The sequence below is a fragment of the Ardenticatenales bacterium genome, assembly GCA_020634515.1.
Taxonomy (GTDB): domain Bacteria; phylum Chloroflexota; class Anaerolineae; order Promineifilales; family Promineifilaceae; genus JAGVTM01.
This window is the reverse complement of record JACKBL010000013.1, coordinates 14,916-36,453: the sequence shown is the minus strand read 5'-3', so window position 1 is coordinate 36,453 and position 21,538 is coordinate 14,916. Positions and strand designations below refer to the sequence as shown.

The window sequence follows — 21,538 nt, the reverse complement described above, 5'->3', positions numbered from 1 at the left end:
GAGCGGGAAGCATCAGAAGGCGCGGTGGCGGAAAATGCCGGCAATCACCGTCCCCTCAACTCGCACATCCAACAACGCCTCATCCGTCACCGCGAACAAATCCCGATCATAAATCGTCAGGTCCGCCTGCTTGCCCGGCGCAATCGTTCCCGTCTCGGTGTCCTGCCCACTCGTGTACGCCGCCGCCCAGGTAAACGCGCGAATCGTCTCCGCCATCGTCAGCTTTTGCGTCGGGAACCAGCCGCGCGGCGCATGACTGCCATCGGGCCGTCGCCGCGTCACCGCCGCATAAATGCCCCGCAATGGCTCAATCGGCTCAATGGGGCAGTCAGAGCCAAATACCAGCGTTGCCCCTGTGTTTAGCACCGTGCGCCACGCATAGCTGTACTGTGCCCGCTCCCCCCAATAACGGTCCGCCATCTCCATATCCGACGTGGCGTGCGTCGGCTGCATGGAGGCGATGACGCCCAACTGCGCCAGCCGCCGCTCATCCGCCGGATGCAAGAGCTGCACATGCTCAATGCGATGCCGCAGCGGGAAGCGGGCCGGAGGCAGTCGCTCCGCCTCCTCCCGGCGCACCGCTTCGTAAACATCCAGCACGTCATGGTTAGCGCGGTCGCCAATGGCATGGACCGTCACGCTAAGGCCGCTGGCGCTGGCCAGGCTGGCAATCTGCTGCATCTCTTCCTTGTCCGTGACCACGATACCGCGATTTTCCGGCTCTCCTTCGTAGGGAGCCACCATCAGCGCCGTGCGCGGCCCCAGCGCGCCATCCGCGAATATCTTGATGCCGCCGATGCGCAGCCAGGGATCGCCAAAACCCGACCGCAAACCCACCGCGGCAGTCTGTTCGACATAGCGCGCCGGAATGTTCTTCACCACGCGCAGCCCTAACTCCCCATTTTGATGCAACATCTGCAACGCCTGGAAGCTGGTGCTGCCATCGAAGTCGTGCAGCCCGACCAGCCCTGCCTGCCAGCAGTTTTGCTGCGCCTGGCGCATGGCTTCCGCCACTTCCGCGGGCGTGGGCGGGGGCACATGGCGCGAGACGAGATCAATGGCATCCTCAAACAGAATGCCCGTGGGTAGCCCGGCGGCGTCGCGCTGGATGTGCCCGCCTGGAGGATCGGGGGTTTGGGCGTGGATATGGGCAAGTTGCAAGGCGCGCGAATTCACCCAGGCGGCATGCCCGCTCTTATGATTGAAGATGGCCGGTTTGTCCCCCGTGATCGCGTCTAGATCAGCCGCCGTGGGAAAGCGGCGCTCCGCCCATAGCTCTTGCGTCCAGCCGCGACCGCGCAGCCAGCCGTCCCCCGTGGCCGCCGCTGCGCCAATGCGCCGCAGCGCCTCCGCCAGGCTGGGGACCTCGAACAAGTCAATCTGGCGCAGACTGAGGCTGTACCATTGGAAATGGACGTGCGCGTCTACCAGTCCGGGAGTCACGCCGCGCCCTTGCAGGTCGATCCACTCGCCGCCGGGGGCCAACAACGCTTTCATTTCCGCGTCGCCGCCGACGGCCAGGATGCGCCCATCGGTTATGGCCACGGCGGAAACGATGGGGCGTTGCGGGTCTAGTGTGTGAATGTGTCCGTTGGTGAGTACAAGATGTGCCGGCATTTCTTCCCCAACCTTCCTGGAAGCTCAATAAACCAGGATCGTCTGGTAATACAGCTTCCAGAAAGATAAAGCAAAGCGAACCCGTAGGCACGGAGATTAAAGAAGACAACGAAGTTGGCTCCTTACCGTTCCTTCAAACTGACGATGCCACTCCGTACTTCATTTCATCGTCAGTCCTCAGTAACCGTCCGAAAATAACTTCACGTTTTCATCGGACGGTTACTGACAAGCTGTTCGCACAATTCCACTAACTTAATTGCGACCGGCCACTTAGCCGTTACAGCAGATGAAGCTGCTCCGTCTGAAAAGGTTCAACCAGAGCCATCCTTCACAATCGCTTCATAAATAGATTGCAGCTCTTCATCCGAGTAAAAATGGATAACAACCGTACCGCGGCCCTTCCTATTCTTCTGTACACGCACCCGCGTGCCCAGCGAATCACGGAGCGCTTCCTCCAGCGCCCGCAGTTCCGGCGGCTGTGCCGGAGCCAGTCGCGGCGCGGGCTTCTCCCCCTCTCTTATTTTGCGGGCAACCGCTTCCGCCTGCCGCACGCTATAATCGTGCTTGATAATCTGTCGCATCAGGCTGATCTGCGCTTCCGGCGTGGGCAGCGTGATCAGCGTGCGCGCATGGCCATAACTGATTTGTCCGTTCGTGACGGCGGCCTGCACTTCCGGGGGCAGCTTCAGCAACCCCACCTTGTTCGCCACCTCCGCGCGGCTCTTGCCTACCCGCCGCGCCGCCTCCACTTGCGTCAGCGCGAAATCCCGCAACAGTTGATTATACGCCATCGCCTCTTCAATCGGATTCAGGTCCGCCCGCTGGATATTCTCCACCAGGGCCAACTCTAGCCGCGCCTGCGGCGACACATCCTTGACCACGACGGGCACGCTTTCCAGCCCGGCCAAACGGCAGGCGCGCCAACGACGCTCGCCCGCAATCAACGTAAACTGGTGCGGTCCTTCCTGCGTGACAATCAGCGGTTGAATCAGGCCATGTTCACGGATGGAATCGGCCAGTTCTTGCAGCGCATCCACCGAGAAAGCGGTGCGTGGCTGGTGTGGATTGGGCTGGATGGCGGCAATGGAGACGGAAATCACGCCCGTGCCGGCATTTACCTCCTCATTCTCCGTGGGAATCAGCGCACCCAATCCCCGTCCAAGAGCCTTTCTTTTTGCCATAATGCGTTCTGTTCCCCGATCAATCAGCGCCCATTTGTTCTGGCATAATCATGCTTAAGCAACTCCGCCGCCAGCAGTTGGTAGGCCAGCGCGCCGGGTGAGCTGGGTGCGTACTGGTTAATTGGCTGGCCAAAGCTGGGCGCCTCGCTCAGGCGCACGTTGCGCGGGATAATAGCGCGAAACACCTGTCCCGGAAAATGGGCGCGCACTTCCTCCACGACCTGGCGGCTAAGATTGGTGCGGGCGTCGTACATGGTGAGGATAACGCCGCGCACGCGCAGCGCGGCGTTGAGGTGGCGCGCTACCAGGCGGATGGTCTGCGTCAGTTGCGAAAGCCCCTCCAAAGCCAGGTATTCGCACTGCACGGGGATGAGGACGCCATCGCGCGCGGCAGTGAGGGCATTCAGGGTGAGCAAACCCAGGCTGGGGGGGCAATCAATCAGTACGTAGTCAAAATCGTGGGCGACAGATTCCAGCGCCGCTTTGAGCCGGTACTCGCGGGCGATAACGTTGACCAGTTCGACTTCCGCGCCGGCGAGGCCCGGATTTGCCGGCAGCAACATCAACCCCCACGCCTCATACGCCACCATGGCCATCGTCGCCGTCACCTGCTCCAGCAGCAAATCATAGGTACTGATCTTCACCTCGTCCTTGCGAAAACCCAGGCCCGAGGTCGCGTTCGATTGCGGGTCCAGGTCCACTACCAGAACCTTGCGCCCGCTGGCGGCCAGGTAGGCGCCCAGATTGATAACGCTGGTCGTCTTCCCCACGCCCCCTTTTTGGTTCGCAAATGCATAAATCTTGGTCATAGGCTAAATTCGGGCAACCGCACCCGTTGTCTGAGCCTGTCGGCAGCAACATGAACGTTGACAAACGCAGCCCACGAGCGGGTTAGTAGTTACAAACAGGACACTGGCGTTTTTGGCGTGGAGGCTTCAGTCGGCCCACATATGGGGTCTGATCCGGCCAAAGTCTCGACTCCGATCACCCTGATGTGAGCGCCAGTCCTCAGCAGGCAAAGGTCGCCGCCATCGTGGCAATCAGGCGCGTCTTGGCATCCAGGTCAGGCTGCGTGACGGAGCAAGAAGCCACCTGCACCGCGTAACGGGCTGCCGCCCAGGGTGCGGTCTCCGGGGTTTCGCGGCGGGCCTGCCACAGACGCAGAGAGAAGGCAGCGGCAAAAACGTCGCCCGCGCCCGTTAGAGAGTCTACCTCGACGGCGGGAGCGGGAAAATCGCGCATCTCGTCTTGCCAGAAGACGGTGCAGCCTCGTTCGCCGCGCGTCAGGACGAGCATGGAGGACCATGCCCGATAGTGAGCCAGCATCGCGGGCTGGAGCAGGTCTTCTTCACTGAGAATGACGACGTCCGCCAGGGGGAGAATAGCTTGCGCTTCCTCCCAGGTGTCGGGAAAGACATTGCCGGCATTATCCCAGGACCGCAACCACCCCTGCACCGTCATGACCACGAGGCTGTCGGAAAAAAAACGTGCCAGGTCCGGGTCCAGTTCATGTGCCAGCGGTCCCAGGTGTACAATGGGCGTATCCCGCCAGGATGCCGGCACAGATGCCCGCCCAATACGCCCCGCCACACTATGAATCCGCTGTACCCGTCCTTGCGGCGTGTACACATTCTCAAAAACCGTGCTCTTGTCGGCAGGCACATCGTACACGCACATGCCCGGCAGCGCCAGGGACGTATCCAGGTCTGGGCCGCTGCTGGTGACCGCGGCGGCCCGATGTCCGAGGGCAACAGCCGTCAATCCAGCATACGCCACCGTCCCGCCAACGGCAAATCCGGTGGGCGTTATGTCACGGGCAATGTGCCCCAGAACAAGATAATCAAATTCTGCCGGCATCCACGCATCCAATCATAAATATTCCGCTGAATTCGTAACCGTTAAGCTAGATTGGACCAATTTTCTCTGGTGAAAATGGTCATTGAGCGTGTGAAATGGGTCCAATCTCCAAAGAGCGTTCGTAGTCACCTGAATTCTAACATACCCCACCCGCATTAGCGACAAGACCCCCGTCGGCGGAATTCGTCCCTTTTGCCTGTATCATTTCCAGCCCTCACCCCTCTGTTAAAAAGTAGCTTTAACGCTGCTTCATCTACTCCCGCAACCCTCACGTCCTTGCACCGTGCCCGCAGGCTTGTGGTTGCTCTTCTCTCTCTCTTGCGATCCTCGTCACCAACAAAGGCGCGACGCACCATCAAACGGTGCTGCCATACCCAACCGTTGGTCAACAGGCATCGCCACCATCGTTGTACTGATCTGACAAATAGAAGCCCGTGAATATGGTCATAGATTACGGTTGTCAGACCTGCCGCACAGTGCTACCATATCAGGCATTGTTTCCTATGAGGATTGCGCGTTCGCTCAGCAGCAATCAATGCGGACGGGCATTTCCCGGTGATTCATGCCTGGATGAGCGCGGCACAATGGCTTGCGCGCAACTCGCGTTTCCGCCTTACCTCCATGAGAGAATCGGGCACAATTTCCCAACCCATCTCATTAATTCTTTGAGTATTCCTGACAAATTACCATTTACGCCGTTCCCAACTTTAAACCAGGAGGTGTCATGATGCGCGCGCGTTCATTGCTGTTGGCGACTCTTCTCACGTTGTCCCTTGCTTTCTTCACCGTCACCTTGACGGGAGCCACTTCCCCCGCCAGGCCCTCTGCTCCCCTGCCCCTCAATGCCTCGTCCCTCGTCATGCCGGGAGAAATCGTGGTGAAGGTCAACCCGGACGCGGCGGAGGCCTGGCTAGAGAATGCGGCAACGAGTGATCTGGGGCTACTCCTCCGCCAATATGCGGTTACGGCTATCGTGCCGGCATTTTCCCACCTCACCAACTCCCCCCTGGCCCAACAGTACGGCCTCGACCGCATCTTCACCCTGCACGTATCCACCACCACCGACGTCTGGCGCATGGCCGCCGACTTCAACGAAAGCCCCTTCGTCGAATACGCCGAACCCGTCTACCTGGCGCAAGCCATGAACCTCTCCCCCGATCTCGATCCGAACGACCCCCTCTATCCCGGTGACTATGCCATACAGCAAGTCCACCTGCCGCAAGCGTGGGACCTGGTCACCGGCAGCCCCAACCTGCGCATCGCCCACCTGGACACCGGCGTGGACTACACCCACCCGGACATGGCCGCCAACGTCAACACGGACCTGGACTACGATTTTGTGGACATGGACAACGACGCCAACGACGGCGACGGACACGGCACGGGCACGGCCAGTGTCGCCGCCGCCGTCACCAACAACGCCATCGGCATGGCCGGCACATGCTGGAACTGCCAACTGATCCCCATCCGCGTCGGCGCGGACAGCATCATCCCCGGCATCCCTCCCGTCATCCACTTTGGCTCCCTGGAAGTCGCCCAAGGCATCCAGTACGCGGCTACCTTAAACGCCCACGTGATCACCATGAGCCTGGGCGGACAATGCGCCAGTGTCTGGACGGACGCCGTGAATTTTGCCTATGATTCCGGGTCTACGCTGGTCGCCGCTGCCGGCAACATCGTTCCCTTTGTCGTCTACCCGGCCAAATACGAACGCGTCATTGCCGTTTCCGCCACGAATGAAACAGGGCTGTTCGACAGCTTCTCTTCCTTTGGTCCGGAAGTCGATCTCGCGGCTCCGGGCATCAATATCCGCAGCGTCGCTCGCGGCGGCGGCTACGATACAGGCAGCGGCACTTCCTACGCAACCCCGCGTGTTGCCGGCACGGCCGCCCTCATGCTTGTGCGCAACCCCAGCCTCACCAATGCCCAAATTCGCCAGATTCTACGCAATACAGCCGTAGACATCGAAGACCCAGGGTTTGATGATCTGACCGGCTACGGTCTATTAAACAGCGCCGAAGCCGTGCTGCAAGCCACCAACCCGCCCGGCGACGTTTACAATCCCCCCACCGCCACTTGCGGCTGCGTCCTCACGCAAATTCTGGGCGGCACACCCGCCAACGACGGGCTGTTAAACACCCTGCGCCGCTTCCGCGACGAAATCCTGCAAAGCAGCCCCTACGGCCAGCGCCTGACACACCTCTACTACCGACACTCCGCTCAGGTTGCCGGATTGATGTTCCGCGACCCGCGCCTGGCCGGGCAACTTTTTGACCTGCTGCGGACCGGCCAACCCTTGATAACGTCTTTGCTAAATAGCAGCGGACAGGCTAAACTCTCCGATGATTTTATTGTGAAAGTTGACACTTTTGTCCATGCTCTGGCACAACGCGCCAACCCGGAACTGCGCCAGGCGCTGTTGCAAACGTGGGACGATCTGGATTTACGGTCTTTTGCCGGCAAATCAGCCCACGATCTGCGGTTCGCTGTAAACCAACTACCCTAGGAACCTACCCATAACCTCGTTTCCGTGTCCCTCAAACCCGGTTGCCAGGCAATCCGGTTTCGTAGGAAATGGAAAGTTGTTATCGTCTATCAGCAAGCGTATGATTCCTTGTCATCCAATGACGCACATTTCAGCGTACCAGAATTCAACCAGCACTCACGTCGGCACACTGGTACCCCATCATTTACAAGTTCGCATTGACCACCCGCAATCAGCGTGGGATACGTCGCGGCCTGAAGGGATGTTTTGCTGTGCTTGCGTTTGAGGAATGTAGGTGAACGTAATGACCAACCAGTTTCAGTTTATTGTATCCACCCTTCCCGGCTTTCCGGAACCATCGCTGGCGATTGCCGCCAGCCGCGCCGAAGAATTGGGGGTGCTGGATCTTACCTATACCGATGACTTCGCCACGGCCTGGGAAGCCGCGCGCAAACTGGCGGACTTTGCCCGCAATGGCTACGGGTACAACATGCGCGACGACCAGCACGAACTCCTGACACGGCTTCTGACCCAGATCGCGCCCGCCGCGCACACCCTCATCCTCAGCGGCGGCGACGAAGCCCACCTGCGCACGCAAATCGCCCTCGCGGGCGAACACCAGATGCGGGTGCTGCTGCAAGCCACAAGCCTGGAGCAAGCAAAGATGGGCGTTCGGTTGGGCGTCGCCGGCATCATCGCCAAAGGAAGCGAGTCAGGCGGTCGGGTCGGCGCCGAAACCACGTTTATCCTGCTCCAAAAACTGCTCAAGCACATCTCCCTGCCGGTCTACGCCCACGGCGGCATCGGCGAACACACCGCCGCCGCCTGCTGCGCCGCGGGAGCCGCCGGCGTGATGCTGGACAGCCAGTTGACGCTGCTGCGCGAGTCGCGGCTGCCCTCCGCCATCAAAGAAAAAATCCGCGGCATGGACAGTCGCGAAACGGTGTGCCTGGGCGCCGAATTGGGCGAACTTCACCGTTTCTACGCCCCGCCGGACGCGGAAGCCGTGACGGCGCTGCGGGAAGTTCTGGTGGAACTGGCTGCCGCCGACTCAACCCCGGCGGAGAAGTCCGCCGCCTGGCGCGCGGCCATTGCCGCCCGCGTGAACTGGACCAGCACCAGCGACTATCTGTTCCCAATGGGCGAAGACGCCATCTTTGCCGCCCGCCTGGCGGACGATCACCTCAACGTCAGCGGCGTGATTATCGCCATGCGTGAGGCCATTGAGAACCAGGTACGCATTGCCCGCACGCAGCGCTCGCTGGATAAAGATTCCTCCCTGGCGCAGTCTCATGGCACAACCTACCCCATCGCCCAGGGACCAACGCGGCCGTTCGGCGAAAGCGCCGAGTTTGCCCGCGCCGTGGCCCATGCGGGCGCACTGCCCTTCGTGGCGTTGGGGCAAAAGAAGCAAGAGGCCGTTCGCGCCCTGCTGGAAGAGACGCGACGCTTCGTCGGCGACAAGCCCTGGGGCGCGTGCCTTTCCGCCGGGCTGCCACCGGCGCTGCGCCAGGAGCAGTTGAACGCACTGCGGGACATCAAACCGAATTATGCGATGGTGGCGGGCGACGAAGCGGAAACAGCGCTGGGCTTGAAGAATGCCGGCATTCCTCCCTACCAATACATCGCCACCCCTCAATCCCTCCACGCCCTTCTCGATCAAGGATACACTCGCTTCATTTTTGCCGGCAGCGAAAGCAGCCAGCACCCATCCCACCAGACCAGCTTCGTCCTCTGGAACACCCTTGTCAAGGCACTCCTCGACTACATTACCGGCCACCGCGACCTGTACACGCCCGACATCCACATCCTCTGCGCCGGCGGCGTCATCAACGACCTATCTTCCGCCATGATCGCCGCGCTCGCCGCACCTGTGATAGAATTAGGCGTGCGCGTCGGTTTCCTCATGGGAACCGCCTACCTCTTCACTGAAGAGGCCGTCACCGCGCAAGCCATCTCGCCCGCCATGCAGGCGGAAGCCATCACCGCCGACAACACCCTTGCGGCGGAAGATGCCGGCATGGACAAAGACACGTTCAACCTGGGACAGACCGCTGCCTTGCGCGACAGCACCTGTACCCTTGCTGACCTGCACGAAGAGGTCACAACAATGGGCATGCAGCGGCTGCAGACCATTGACGCCAGATGGGAAAAGCCACCCTTCCTGCCGCGGACAAAGCCTTCTCAAGTGGCCATCATCGGCATGGCCTGCCTGTTGCCCGGTGCCGGCAACCTGAAAACCTACTGGGAAAACATCCTCAACAGCGTGGACGCCGTCACCGAAGTCCCCCCGGAACGGTGGGATTGGCGGCGCTATTTTGACGAAGACAAGAAAACGCGGGACAAGATCTACTCCCGCTGGGGCGGATTCATCGACGACATCCCCTTCAATCCCCTTGACTACGGGATGCCGCCCAACTCCGTCAAATCCATTGAGCCGGTGCAACTTCTCATGCTGGATGTGGTCAAATCCGCCCTGCGCGATGCCGGCTACGAAGAGCGCCCCTTCCCCCGCGAGAAAACCGCCTGCGTCATTGCCGTTGGCGGCGGCCTCGGTGACCTGGGCACGCAATACGGCTTCCGCTCCTACGTTCCCCACTTCCTGGAAGGCGAATCAGATGACGTGCTTGAGCGTATCTCGCGCAAACTGCCAGAATGGACGGAAGACAGCTTCCCCGGCATTCTGCTCAACGTACTGGCGGGGCGCGTCGCCAACCGCTTCGACCTCGGCGGCCCCAATTTCGTCATAGACGCCGCCTGCGGCTCCTCACTGGCGGCCCTGGACGCGGGCGTAAAGACGCTGGAAAACCGCGAAGTGGACATGGCCATTGTGGGCGCGGGAGAAACGGTGCAAAGCCCATTTGGATTCCTCGCCTTCAGCAAAACGCAGGCGCTCTCCCCCACGGGCCGCTGTCGCCCCTTTGACGCCGGCGCCGATGGCATCGCCATCAGTGAGGGCCTGGCCGTCCTCATCCTGAAGCGGGTGGAAGACGCGGAGCGAGACGGCGACCGCATTTATGCCGTCATTGACGCGGTAGCCGCCTCCAGCGATGGCAAGGACCGCAGCCTTACCGCGCCACGCCCGGCCGGGCAGATGCGCGCCGTCCGTCGCGCTTACGCCAAAGCCGGCGTCGATCCGGCCACCGTCGGTCTGTTTGAGGCGCACGGCACGGGAACCAAAGTCGGCGACGTGGCCGAGGCGGAAACGTTGGACACGGTGCTGCGGGAAGCGCACGCGGAAGCCAAGAGCGCGGCCATCGGCTCCGTGAAAAGCATGATTGGGCACACCAAGAGTACGGCGGGATTGGCGGGCATGATCAAGGTGGCCCTCTCGCTGTACCACAAGGTGCTGCCGCCCACGTTGATCAACACGCCCAATCCAAGACTTTATAATGAAAGCAGCGCCCTCTACGTGAACAGCGAACTGCGCCCCTGGATTCGCCACCGGCCGCGAGAGGTGCGCCGCGCGGGCGTGAGCGCGTTTGGCTTTGGCGGCACAAACTTCCATGCCGTTTTGCAGGAGTATCAAGATTTTCTGCCGGCACATGCGGTACGCGAGAACTGGCCGCTGGAGTTGATGCTATTTGCCGGCACGAACATCACCGAACTCCGCGCCCAAATCAGCAACCTCACCGCCTGGTTGGGCAAAAGCGATCCGCCGCCCCTGCGCGACATCTCCTACACCCTCTACCGCCACTACGCACAAGAACGCATCCTCAGCGAGGGACACCCGCTCCTGGCGCTGGCCCTGGTCGCCAACGCCCACGACGACCTGCTAATGAAGCTGACCGAAGCGGACAAGCAGTTGGCCGCCGGCAAGGAAACCATCAACGACCCGCGCGGCATTTATTTCAACCAGAACCCGCTCGCCCGCGAAGGCCAGATCGCCTTCCTCTATCCCGGTCAGGGTTCGCAGTACACCGACATGCTGCGCGACATGGCCATCCAGTTTCCCACTGTGCGCGCCGCTTTTGAACGCGCCAACGAGGCAATGCAAGGCAAACTGCCGCAGTCGCTCAGCGAGTACATTTTCCCCATCCCCAAGCACGACAAGGATGCGCAACAAGCAGACCAACTGGCCCTCACCGCCACGAATGTGGCTCAGCCGGCATTGGGCGCGGCTAATCTGGCGGTCAATGATCTGCTGCAACGGTTGGGCGTGATGCCGGCATTCGTCGCCGGCCACAGCTACGGGGAAATCGTGGCGCTGTATGAAGCCGGCGTGTTTGACGAGGCGGACATGATGGCGGTTTCGGCGGCGCGGGGTAAATTCATGGCGGAGGCGGCGGGGCCGAATGCCGGCACAATGGCCGCCATCCGCACCGGACGTCAAGAGGTAGAAGCCGCCGTTGCCGGCATTCCCGACCTCACCCTCGCCAACCTCAACGCCCCCCAACAGACCGTCATCTCCGGCACGCAAGAAGCCATAGACACAGCCCTGGCCCGCCTCAGCGCGCGCAACATCAGCGGACGCCCCCTGCCCGTCGCCTGCGCCTTCCACTCCCCCCTGGTCGCCCCCGCCCGCGACCAACTGGCCGCCTTCATGGCCGAACAAGTCCAGTTCCACACCCCACACCGCGACGTATACGCCAACACCACCGGAACGGTCTATCCCCACGACCCCGCGGAAATTCGGGCGATCCTCTCCGGCCAACTGGCAAAGCCCGTTAAATTCCAGCAAGAAATCGAAGCAATGTACGAAGCAGGCGCGCGCATTTTCGTCGAGTGTGGCCCCAAAGCCGTTCTCACCGGACTGGTAGGGCAAATTCTGGGCGACAAACCGCACATGGCCGTAGCCGTGAACAGGCAGAAGAAGCCCGGCCTGGAAACCTTCGCCATCGCCCTGGCGCGCCTGGCCGCCGACGGCGTGCCGCTGGCGCTGGAAACGCTCTTTGAAGGGCGCAGCGTCACACAACGCTCCTTCGACCAACCGTACACAAACCCGGAGCGCGCCCGCTACACCGCCACCACCTGGCTCATCAACGGCGGTCGCGCCCGCGCCTGGCGTGAAGCGCAGCAAAAACCAGAAGAATATCCACAACCGATCAAGATCAAACTTGAGGAAACCACATCAGTGCAGCCCGCGCCGACGGCCAACTCAGCGCCTCCCCCACCCACGGCGTCGCTGCCCGCGCACACACCCATTCCACAGCCAGCGACTGTCTCCCCAGCCGCGTCACCCAGAGTAAACGTTATGCCTCCTATGCAACCCGCTGCCAGTTATTCGCCACCCGCCGCCGCGCCGCAGCCGGCAACAGCGGCAACCGACGTGCTGCTGCAATACCAGCAACTGATGGCCCAATTTCTGCAGACGCAGCAAAGCATTATGATGGCCTATTTGGGCGCGGCTCCGGCGGCGCAGCAGCCCGCCATGCCCACCCCCGCGCAAACGTGGCACACGCCCCAGGCCGCGCCGCCGCCGATCCAGGCTCCGCCGCCGATGGCCGCCGCGCCTGCGCCCGCCTGGATGCCGCCGCAAGCGATGCCACAGCCGCCCATGCCGTTGCCCCAGGCCGCGCCGCCGCCACAGGCACAGCCCGCCGCGCCCACGCCCTTGCCCGTGGCGCAACCGGCCAGCCCCGCGCCTGCCGGCATGAGCCGGGAAACAATCACGTCCAATCTGCAAACGCTCGTGAGCGAACGCACAGGCTATCCGCCGGAACTGCTGAACCTGGAAGCCGATCTGGAAGCCGATTTGGGCATCGACAGCATCAAGCGCGTGGAAATCCTCAGCGCCTTCCGCGAGCAGTATCCGCAGTTGAACGACGCCTTTGCCGGCGACCGCATGGAGCAGTTGCAATCGCAGCGCACACTGCACGGCATGATCGAATTGTTGAGCGAGGGAGCCACGGCGACGGACGCGCCCGCGACACCTTCTACGCCGTCCGCTCCTGCCGTGGATGCCACCGTCGTGGAGCGCAATCTGGTCACGCTGGTGAGCGAGCGCACCGGCTACCCGCCGGAACTGCTCAATATACAGGCGGACCTGGAAGCCGACCTGGGCATCGACAGTATCAAGCGCGTGGAAATTCTGGGCGCGTTCCGAGACGAGTACAAAGAGCTGGAAGCCGCCTTTGCCGGCGACCGCATGGAGCAGTTGCAATCACAGCGCACGCTGCAAGGCATGATCGCGTTAATCACGGCCGGTTTGCCGGCAGCGCAAGCACCAAAGAGCCAGCCCGCACCCGCCCCCGCCGGCGCGCCGTCCATCAACGGCACGTCAACCCCACAACCCGCCGCTGCCGCGCCCGTGGCGATGAATGAAGCGGCGCTGACAAAAAACCTGGTCGCCCTGGTCAGCGAACGCACCGGGTATCCGCCAGAACTGTTGAACCTGGAAGCGGACCTGGAAGCCGACCTGGGCATCGACAGCATCAAGCGCGTGGAAATCCTGAGCGCGTTCCGGGACGAACATCCGCAAATGGAGACCGCCTTTGCCGGCGACCGCATGGAGCAGTTGCAGTCGCAGCGCACGCTCAAGGGCATGATCGGCCTGCTCACAACAGCGTCTGCGCCGCAACCCATAGCCGCAGCCGCGCCACGCCTCAATGGGACCGCGCCAATGGAGGAAGCATCGCCGATCTTGCGCTTCAAGCTGGCGACGGCCAACGCCCCCATCAACGGCAATTTTGGCACGCTGGCGCCGGGTCGCGTCATCTTAATCACGGATGATGGCCGCGGCGTGGCGCAGGAATTGGTCGGTGCATTGCAAGAGCGTGGACATGTTGTCGCCCTGGTAGCGCACGGCAGCGAAGGCGGTCAAGAAGAAACGGGACGCTTTACCGCAAACATGACCGATCCGACAGCGGTCAACAACCTGGTTGACACCATTCGGCGGCAGCTCGGCCCCATTGGCAGCTTGCTGCACCTGGCTCCCTTGGGTTTACGGCGTGATTTTGCCTCCATTAACCTGACGGATTGGCGACAATTGCTCAATCTGGAAACCGGTAGCTTTTTCTACCTGGTGCAGGCGGTCTACGATGATCTGGAGGCCGCGGCAGCCGCGGGTGGGGCCAGTCTGCTGGCGGCCACCGACCTGGGTGGCTCGTTTGGCAATAATGGCAACACGAATCCTGACATGTTGTCGCCAAATCGGGGGGGCATTGTCGGATTGTTGAAGACGGTGGCGCACGAGTTGAGCGGGGTGCGCGCCAAGGCGGTGGACCTGGATCGGCGTCAGGATACGGCGGTGGCGGCGCAGATTTTGCTGCAGGAAATGATGTCGCTAGATGGGTTGGTGGAGATTGGGTATGATGGGGAATCACGGAAGCGGTTGACGCTTGTGCCGGCATTGCTCCCCGACAGCAGCAGCGGTAAAAGCGGCGGAACCATCACCCACGACTCCATCATCCTGATCACCGGCGGCGCGCGCGGCATCACCGCCGACGTCGCCCGCGAACTGGCCCAGCGTTACCAACCCACCCTCATCCTCGTCGGGCGCTCCCCCATGCCTCCCGCGCAAGAATCCCCCGTCACCGCCGGCCTGGAAGACAAGGAAATCAAGGCCGCGCTGATCAAGGACCGGCAACAGCGAGGCGAACCGCTCAACCTGGGTGAAATCGAACGAGAATTCCGCAACGTGCTGCGCGACCGCGACATGCGTGACAACATCAACGGTATGATCAAAACCGGCGCGCGCATCCACTACTTCTCCGCCGACGTGCGCAATGAAGCCAGTTTTGGTCCGCTGTTGGACGAACTATATGAGAAATTTGGCCGCATTGATGGCGTCATCCACGGGGCGGGCATCATTGAAGACAAGCTGATCAAGGACAAATCGCCCGAATCATTCGCGCGCGTACTGGGCACAAAGGCAGACAGCGGGTTTATCCTCAGCCGTAAGCTGCGCCCAGAATCACTCAAGTTCCTCGTCTTCTTCTCCTCCGTGAGTGGGCGTTTCGGGAATCGCGGGCAGGGGGACTATGCCGCCGCGAACGAGGTGCTGAATAAGTTGGCGGTATATCTGGATCATAAATGGCCGACGCATGTGGTTTCAATGAATTGGGGTCCGTGGGATGCCGGCATGGTTTCCGACGAAGTGCGCCGCCAGTTCAAACGCCGTGGCGTCAGCCTCATCCCCATCCCCACCGGCCAACAACGTCTGGTAGAAGAAGTCAACTTCGGACGCAAAGGCGAAGTCGAAATCGTCATCTGCGGCGAAGGGGATGGAGAAGCCCTCGCATCGTAGCTGCTGACGCACTCTGGAGATTGGACCAATCTGGCTTAGCAGCTACCTCGCATCTTAAAACACAACCATCTTTTCGGAAGTTGCTTCGATCCTAAAGGTTCGCCCAAAATCAACTTTGGACTATCCATCAAGCAAGAACCCTTCCGGCACATCCGTCAATTCCCGAGCGAAGCCTTTATTAACGGATGCGCCCTAAATGACGTGAATGACGAAACGCCTTTAGCCTGAAACCAAACTTCCGGAAACGTCTCTTGGTACACGTTCCCCTGAGGCCAGATAGTTACCACGCTCCTTCCAATTAGCAGCCCCATCCATCACGACAACCGTGACCACAGGCGTGATACCCACTTCATAAAAAGTGCGTATCACGCCTGTTGATGCCAGAATACGGTTGCGATTTGTAGCCGGCAATTGGCAGTTCCCCGGGGGTATGATAGAATGACGCGCCGCGTCAGGGCAAATTCATGGTGGTCACCAAAAACGCTCACGCCCGGCGCGCCCCCTACTACGACGAGAGAATCAGTATGGAACCAATAGAACGTCTCCACGGCACACTGCCGGCAAACAAAGGAACCGACATCGCCATCATCGGCATGGCCTGCTTGTTTCCCGGCGCGCCCGACGTAGAAACCTACTGGAACAACATTATCCACAAAGTTGACGCCATCACCGACCCGCCACCGGAAGCATGGGACCCAGACCTCTACTACGACCCGGAAGATAAAGAGCGCCTCTACTGCAAAAAAGGGGGCTTTCTCGGTCCCTGGACACACTTCAACCCATTCGACTACGGCATCATGCCCCGCGGCATTGAAGGCGGTGATCCGGACCAATGGCTCACCCTGAAAGTAGCGATGACCGCCCTGGAAGACGCCGGCTATCTGCAAAGCCTGCAAGAAAACGAAGTAGAACGCCACCGCACCGCCGTCATCCTGGGCAAAGGCACTTACCTCAACCGGGGCAACATGAACATGCTGCAGCACAGCATGGTTGTGGACCAGACACTGCGCATCCTGCATACGCTGCACCCCGAATACACAGTTGACGACCTGCAAACCATCCGCGAACACCTGAAGACACAATTGCCGGCATTTGATTCCGAATCCGCGCCCGGCCTGGTTCCCAACATCATCGCCAGCCGCATTGCCAACCGCCTCGACCTGATGGGGCCAACCTACACGGTGGACGCCGCCTGCGCCTCCTCACTTATCGCCGTAGACATTGCCGTGACCGAACTGGCCACCGGGCAGGCCGACCTGGCCCTGGCGGGCGGCTCCCACGTCACCACCCCCGTACCCATCCTCTCCCTGTTCAGCCACCTGAACGCCCTCTCCCGCGCGGAAATCATCCGCCCATTTGACGCCAACGCGGACGGGACCATTTTGGGCGAAGGCATCGGCATCGTCGTTCTCAAACGACTGACGGACGCGCAGCGGGATGGCGACCGCATCTACGCCGTCATCAAAGGAGTGGGGACGTCCAGCGACGGACGCGCCAAAGGCGTGCTGGCCCCGCGACCCGAAGGCGCGCGCCTGGCCGTCACCCGCGCCTACGAAAAGGCCGGCATTGATTCCACCACCGTAGGTCTGATCGAAGCGCATGGCACGGCCACCACCGCCGGCGACGCCTCGGAAATCACCGCCCTGCAGCCGCTGCTGCCGGCCATAGAAGGCCGTCCCCCCTACTGCGCCATCGGCTCCGTCAAATCCATGATCGGGCACACCATGGCCTCCGCGGGTGTGGCCGGCGTCATCAAGACCGCGCTGGCCCTGTACCACAAGGTGCTGCCCCCCACCCTGAACGTCGAAGAACCCAATCCCAAGCTGCCACTGGCGCAAACGGGTCTCTACATCAACACAGAAACGCGCCCCTGGGTACAGCGAGGTAGCACGCCGCGACGGGCGGGCGTCAATGCTTTCGGCTTCGGCGGCATCAACGCCCACGTCGTCATGGAAGAGTATCCCGTGCCCGAATACGCACCCGAAGAAGGCTTCATGCGCCACTGGGACAGCGAACTCGTCATTCTGGAGGCGGAGGATCGCACCGGGCTGATAGAAGCCGCGGCGGAACTGCAAGCGTATCTCGCCAGTGACGTGAACGTGCCGCTGGCCGACCTGGGATACACAATCAACAGCCGCCTCAGCGACAAACCGGCGCGGCTGGCTATTGTGGCCGACTCGCTGACAGACTTACAGGAAAAGCTGGCGCGGGCGCAGGAGCAGTTGCTAAAACCCAACCGAAAGCGCATTCGGGACACCAACGGTGGACTCTACTACTTTGAGGAGCGCGCCTATCCGCAAGGAAAGCTGGCCTTCCTCTTCCCCGGCGAGGGATCGCAGTATCCAAACATGCTGGCGGACCTGTGCGAGCATTTCCCGGAAGTGCGCGCCTGTTATGACCGCATAGACCGCATGTACAACGACCACCCACGCGGCTACGTCCCCAGCGACGTGATTTTTCCGCGGCCGCTGGGTCGCGGCGAACTGGGGGAGAAGCTGTGGGATATTGATGAAGCGATTGAGGCGGTGTTGACGGGCAACCAGGCGCTGTTTACGCTGCTGAATCAGTTGGGAATCAAACCAGACGTAATTGCCGGACACAGCACGGGGGAGTATTCGGCTATGCGGGCTGCCGGCATGATCCAGATGGACGACGAGGCCTTTTTCCGCTCCCTGCTGGACGTCAGCCGCCGCTACGACCACGTCGCCACGGAAAAACAGGTACCCTCCTACGCCTTGGCCGCCGTCGGCACGGGGCGGGAAAAAGTGCAGGACATTTTGGATGCCGTAGACGGCGACCTGCACATTGGCATGGACAATTGCCCGCACCAGACCGTTATTGCCGGCAGTCGCGCCGACATCGACAAAGCGATCATCCTGATGCGCGAAAAAGGGATGATCTACGAACTGCTGCCCTTTGACCGCGCCTACCACACGCCCCTGTTTGCGGCCTTCGAGGAGACGTTGCGCGACTTCTTCCAGCGTCTCCCCATGGCCCCCGCGCAAACGCCCACCTACTCCGGGACGACGGCGCGGCTCTTCAGCGATGATCTGAACGAGATTCGGGATACGGCGGTGGAACATTGGGTAGCAACCGTGCGCTTCCGCGAACTGGTACAGCAGATGCATGATGACGGTGTGCGCCTGTTTGTTGAAGTGGGGGGACGGGGCAACCTGAACGCCTTCATCAACGACATTTTGCGTGGGCAGACGCAGTACGCGATTCCCGTGAATTTGCAGCAGCGGTCGGGCATCAAGCAGCTCAACCACTTGTTGGCGCAGTTGGCGGCGCATGGCGTGCCCATGGACCTGCGTTATCTCTACCAGCGCCGCCGCCCCCGGTTGTTGACGTTGGCCAAAGGGGAGGATGTGACGCAGGTGAGTGCCGGCACAATGAAACTACAAACGAGCTGGGCGATGATGGAACTGCACCCGGAAGTGGCCGCGAAAGTACGGCGGGTGGCGGCTGTGCCGGCATCAGCCGAAAAATCCCCCGCCGCCGGCCCCAGCAACGGACACGCCCGCGCCGCTACCCCGCCGGAAGCCCTCCCGAAACTGGCTGCGTCCGCGCCCGTGCCGGCAAAAGCCGGCCCAGCACCCGCGCCACCCATCATCGCGCCCCCCGCGGTCGCCCCGGTCGTGGCTGCGCCGCCGCCCATGGCCGCGCCCCCCGTGCCTGCCCCGCCGCCCACCTACACGCCCGCCGCGCCGCCAAACATGGTGGATCCGCGCGCACAGGTTATGCAGGCGCATTTGGGACTGATGCAACAGTTCTTGCAAGCGCAAGAAGCCGTGATGCAGCAGGTCATCGCCCGCGCGCAAGGTGCGAGCGCGCCACCCGCGGCGGCCCCCGCGCCGCCCACCTACGCGCCGCCCCCCCTGCCCATGCCGCCGACCGTGCCCATGCCGGCAACCATCACCCCGCCACTGCCGCGCATTGCCGCGCCCGGCGTCTCCGCAATGATGCCCCCCGCGCCACCAACCGTGGCTGCCCCCGCGGCCTTGCCGCAGGCGCAACCCACCGTGCCCGCACCGCCGCAGACACCTGCCGCCGCGCTCGTTACCCCTCCTGAACCAACGTCGTGGAGCGCGGAGAAGATTACCGGCTCATTGCTGCATCTGGTGAGCGAACGCACCGGCTACCCGCCGGAACTGCTCAATCTCACCGCCGACCTGGAAGCAGACCTGGGCATTGATTCCATCAAGCGCGTGGAAATCCTGAACGCCTTCAACGAGGAAACGGGCCTGATCAAGCCAGACTTGATGGACCGCGTTTCCGCGCTGCGCACCTTGCAAGAGATGGTCAACGTGATGGCCGAAAACGCCCCGAGCGGCGCCGCGCCCGTACTCACGTCACAAACGCTGCCCGACTACCCATTTGTGCGCGAAATCGAAAGCATCACGCCCGGCCAGGAACTGGTGGCAATCTGCAAACTCGACCTGCAAAAGGACACCTTCTTGCATCACCACACCCTGGGGCGGGACGTCTCCGTCACGGACAAGTCGCTGATCGGCCTGCCCGTAGTTCCCTTCACGGTGAGCATGGAAATCCTGGCGGAGACGGCGGCCACCCTCATGCCGGACCAACTTCTGGTGGGCATGAAGGAAGTGCGCGGCTACCGCTGGGTAATTGTGGAAAACGAGACGCTGACGCTGCGGCTGGTGGCAAAAAGAAAGAAGGGAACGACCAATGAAGTGGACGTGCGGCTGCATCTGGCGGACGGCGAGCCCGGCTCGAACATCAAAATGCCTCTGATTGAAGGCACGATGGTGTTTGGCACAGCGTATCCGCCCGCGCCCACGCCGCAATCCTTGACGCTGACGAATGAACACCCCTCCCGCTGGCATCCGGGCAACATCTACGCCGAAGGATTGTTTCATGGGGCTGATTTTCGCGCCATTGCCGGCGTGACGCGCACGGGAGATGATGGCCTGGAAGCAACCTTGCAGGCGCTGCCCCGCGACCATCATTTCCAGGACCGCGACCCCAACTTCATTACCGATCCGGCCATTCTGGACGCGGCGGGGCAAGTGGTTGGGCTGTGGACAATGGAGAATCTGGAAGAGGGCTTCATCATCTTCCCGTACCGCCTGGGCGAGATTCGCTTCTATCGCCCGCCCATTCGCCACCCGGAGCAGGCCTCCTTCCGCGCGCGGGTCAACCTGACCAACGACGGGCGCACCTATTCCGACATCGACATAGTGGACCCACAGGGTCAAATGTGGATGCAGCTTCTCAGTTGGGAAGACAAGCGTTTCTATGGTCTCACCTGGCATTTTTACCGCTTTGAGCTGAATCCGCCGGCGGCCATGCTCAGTTTGCCCTGGGAAACGGCGCAGGCGGGGCTGGGTGAAAACGGTGTGGCGGTGCGTGTGCCTGAGTTTCCGGAGGGATTCTTTGATGCCTCTTTTGGGCTGTGGGGGAAGGTTCTGGCGAACCTTTCCTTGAATCGGCGGGAGAGAGAGGTGTGGCGGGGCATGAATGTGCCGGCAAAACGGCGGATTGAGTGGCTGTTGGGACGAACCGCCGCGAAGGACGCCGTGCGACACCTGTTGAAGCAAAAGTACGGCATCATCCTCTGCCCGGCGGACATCGAAATTGGGCAGGACGAAAATCGTCGCCCGCTGGCGCTGGGCGACTGGCGCAGCCAGATTGACGCGCCCATCGAGATTTCCATCACGCACAGCAACGGCGTAGCCGCCGCGGCGGCCAGCCAGCGCGGCGGGGTGGGTATTGACATGGAACCGGAGACGCGGTCGGTGGCGGAATTCGCCAATGCGGCCTTCGCGCCGGCGGAACAGGCCCTCCTGGCAGAGCTGGGACAGCCCGACGCGGCGCGTTGGGACCTGCGGCTGTGGTGCGCCAAAGAAGCCGCGGGCAAGGCAATCGGACAAGGCATGGCTCATGGACCACTCAGCTTCATTGCTCGCCGCATGGATGCGCAAAGCGGCATCATTGAACTGGGCGTCTCGGAGCGCATGGGGCAGGAATTCCCGGAATTGCGCGACCGAACCCTGACCACCGTCACGGTCCAGGACCAAGGTTTTATTATTGCCACCGCCGTCAATTGAGGTATGCTTGTGTAAACTGGTTAAGAGATAAGGATGGCAAATCCGGCCGCCCCATCCAGTCCAGGCGTTTTCTCCAAGCAACCAATCATTTTGCAAACACCGCCAGAACACGACCAAAGTTGTCTGGAATGCTCGGAAT

7 protein-coding genes are annotated in these 21,538 nt (G+C 61.6%); 3 read left to right on the top strand and 4 right to left on the bottom strand.

All coding sequences use genetic code 11. The features are described from left to right. Window positions 1–12: 12 nt before the first annotated feature. The 4 genes from H6650_22495 to H6650_22480 all read right to left on the bottom strand — a co-directional run bounded on the left by H6650_22495 (window position 13) and on the right by H6650_22480 (window position 4,655). Window positions 13–1,617, bottom strand: a complete 1,605-nt coding sequence (locus tag H6650_22495; protein ID MCB8954783.1) for an amidohydrolase — start codon at window positions 1,615–1,617, stop codon at window positions 13–15. A 311-nt stretch (window positions 1,618–1,928) separates the two neighbouring features. Then, window positions 1,929–2,798 (bottom strand): ParB/RepB/Spo0J family partition protein, encoded by an 870-nt coding sequence (locus H6650_22490; protein ID MCB8954782.1) that lies wholly within the window; start codon window positions 2,796–2,798, stop codon window positions 1,929–1,931. Between the two features lie 23 nt (window positions 2,799–2,821). Then, on the bottom strand, window positions 2,822–3,607 hold the full coding sequence (locus H6650_22485; GenBank protein MCB8954781.1) for a ParA family protein: 786 nt from the start codon (window positions 3,605–3,607) through the stop codon (window positions 2,822–2,824). 199 nt (window positions 3,608–3,806) lie between these two features. After that, the gene (locus tag H6650_22480; GenBank protein ID MCB8954780.1) at window positions 3,807–4,655 is read right to left on the bottom strand and encodes a ribokinase; all 849 of its coding nucleotides are present in this window, start codon (window positions 4,653–4,655) and stop codon (window positions 3,807–3,809) included. Window positions 4,656–5,379: 724 nt separating this feature from the next. Between H6650_22480 and H6650_22475 the strand changes: the two genes are divergently transcribed. From H6650_22475 to H6650_22465, 3 genes are all read left to right on the top strand, one after another. Next, complete coding sequence (locus H6650_22475) at window positions 5,380–7,161, top strand: S8 family serine peptidase (GenBank protein MCB8954779.1); 1,782 nt, start codon at window positions 5,380–5,382, stop codon at window positions 7,159–7,161. 283 nt (window positions 7,162–7,444) lie between these two features. Further along, a complete protein-coding gene (locus H6650_22470; protein MCB8954778.1) occupies window positions 7,445–15,328 on the top strand; it encodes an SDR family NAD(P)-dependent oxidoreductase in 7,884 nt (2,627 codons plus the stop codon). A gap of 524 nt (window positions 15,329–15,852) precedes the next feature. Then, window positions 15,853–21,399 carry a polyketide synthase dehydratase domain-containing protein gene (locus H6650_22465; GenBank protein ID MCB8954777.1) on the top strand — a complete coding sequence of 1,849 codons (5,547 nt, stop codon included), beginning with the start codon at window positions 15,853–15,855 and terminating at the stop codon, window positions 21,397–21,399. The last annotated feature ends 139 nt before the right edge of the window (window positions 21,400–21,538 follow it).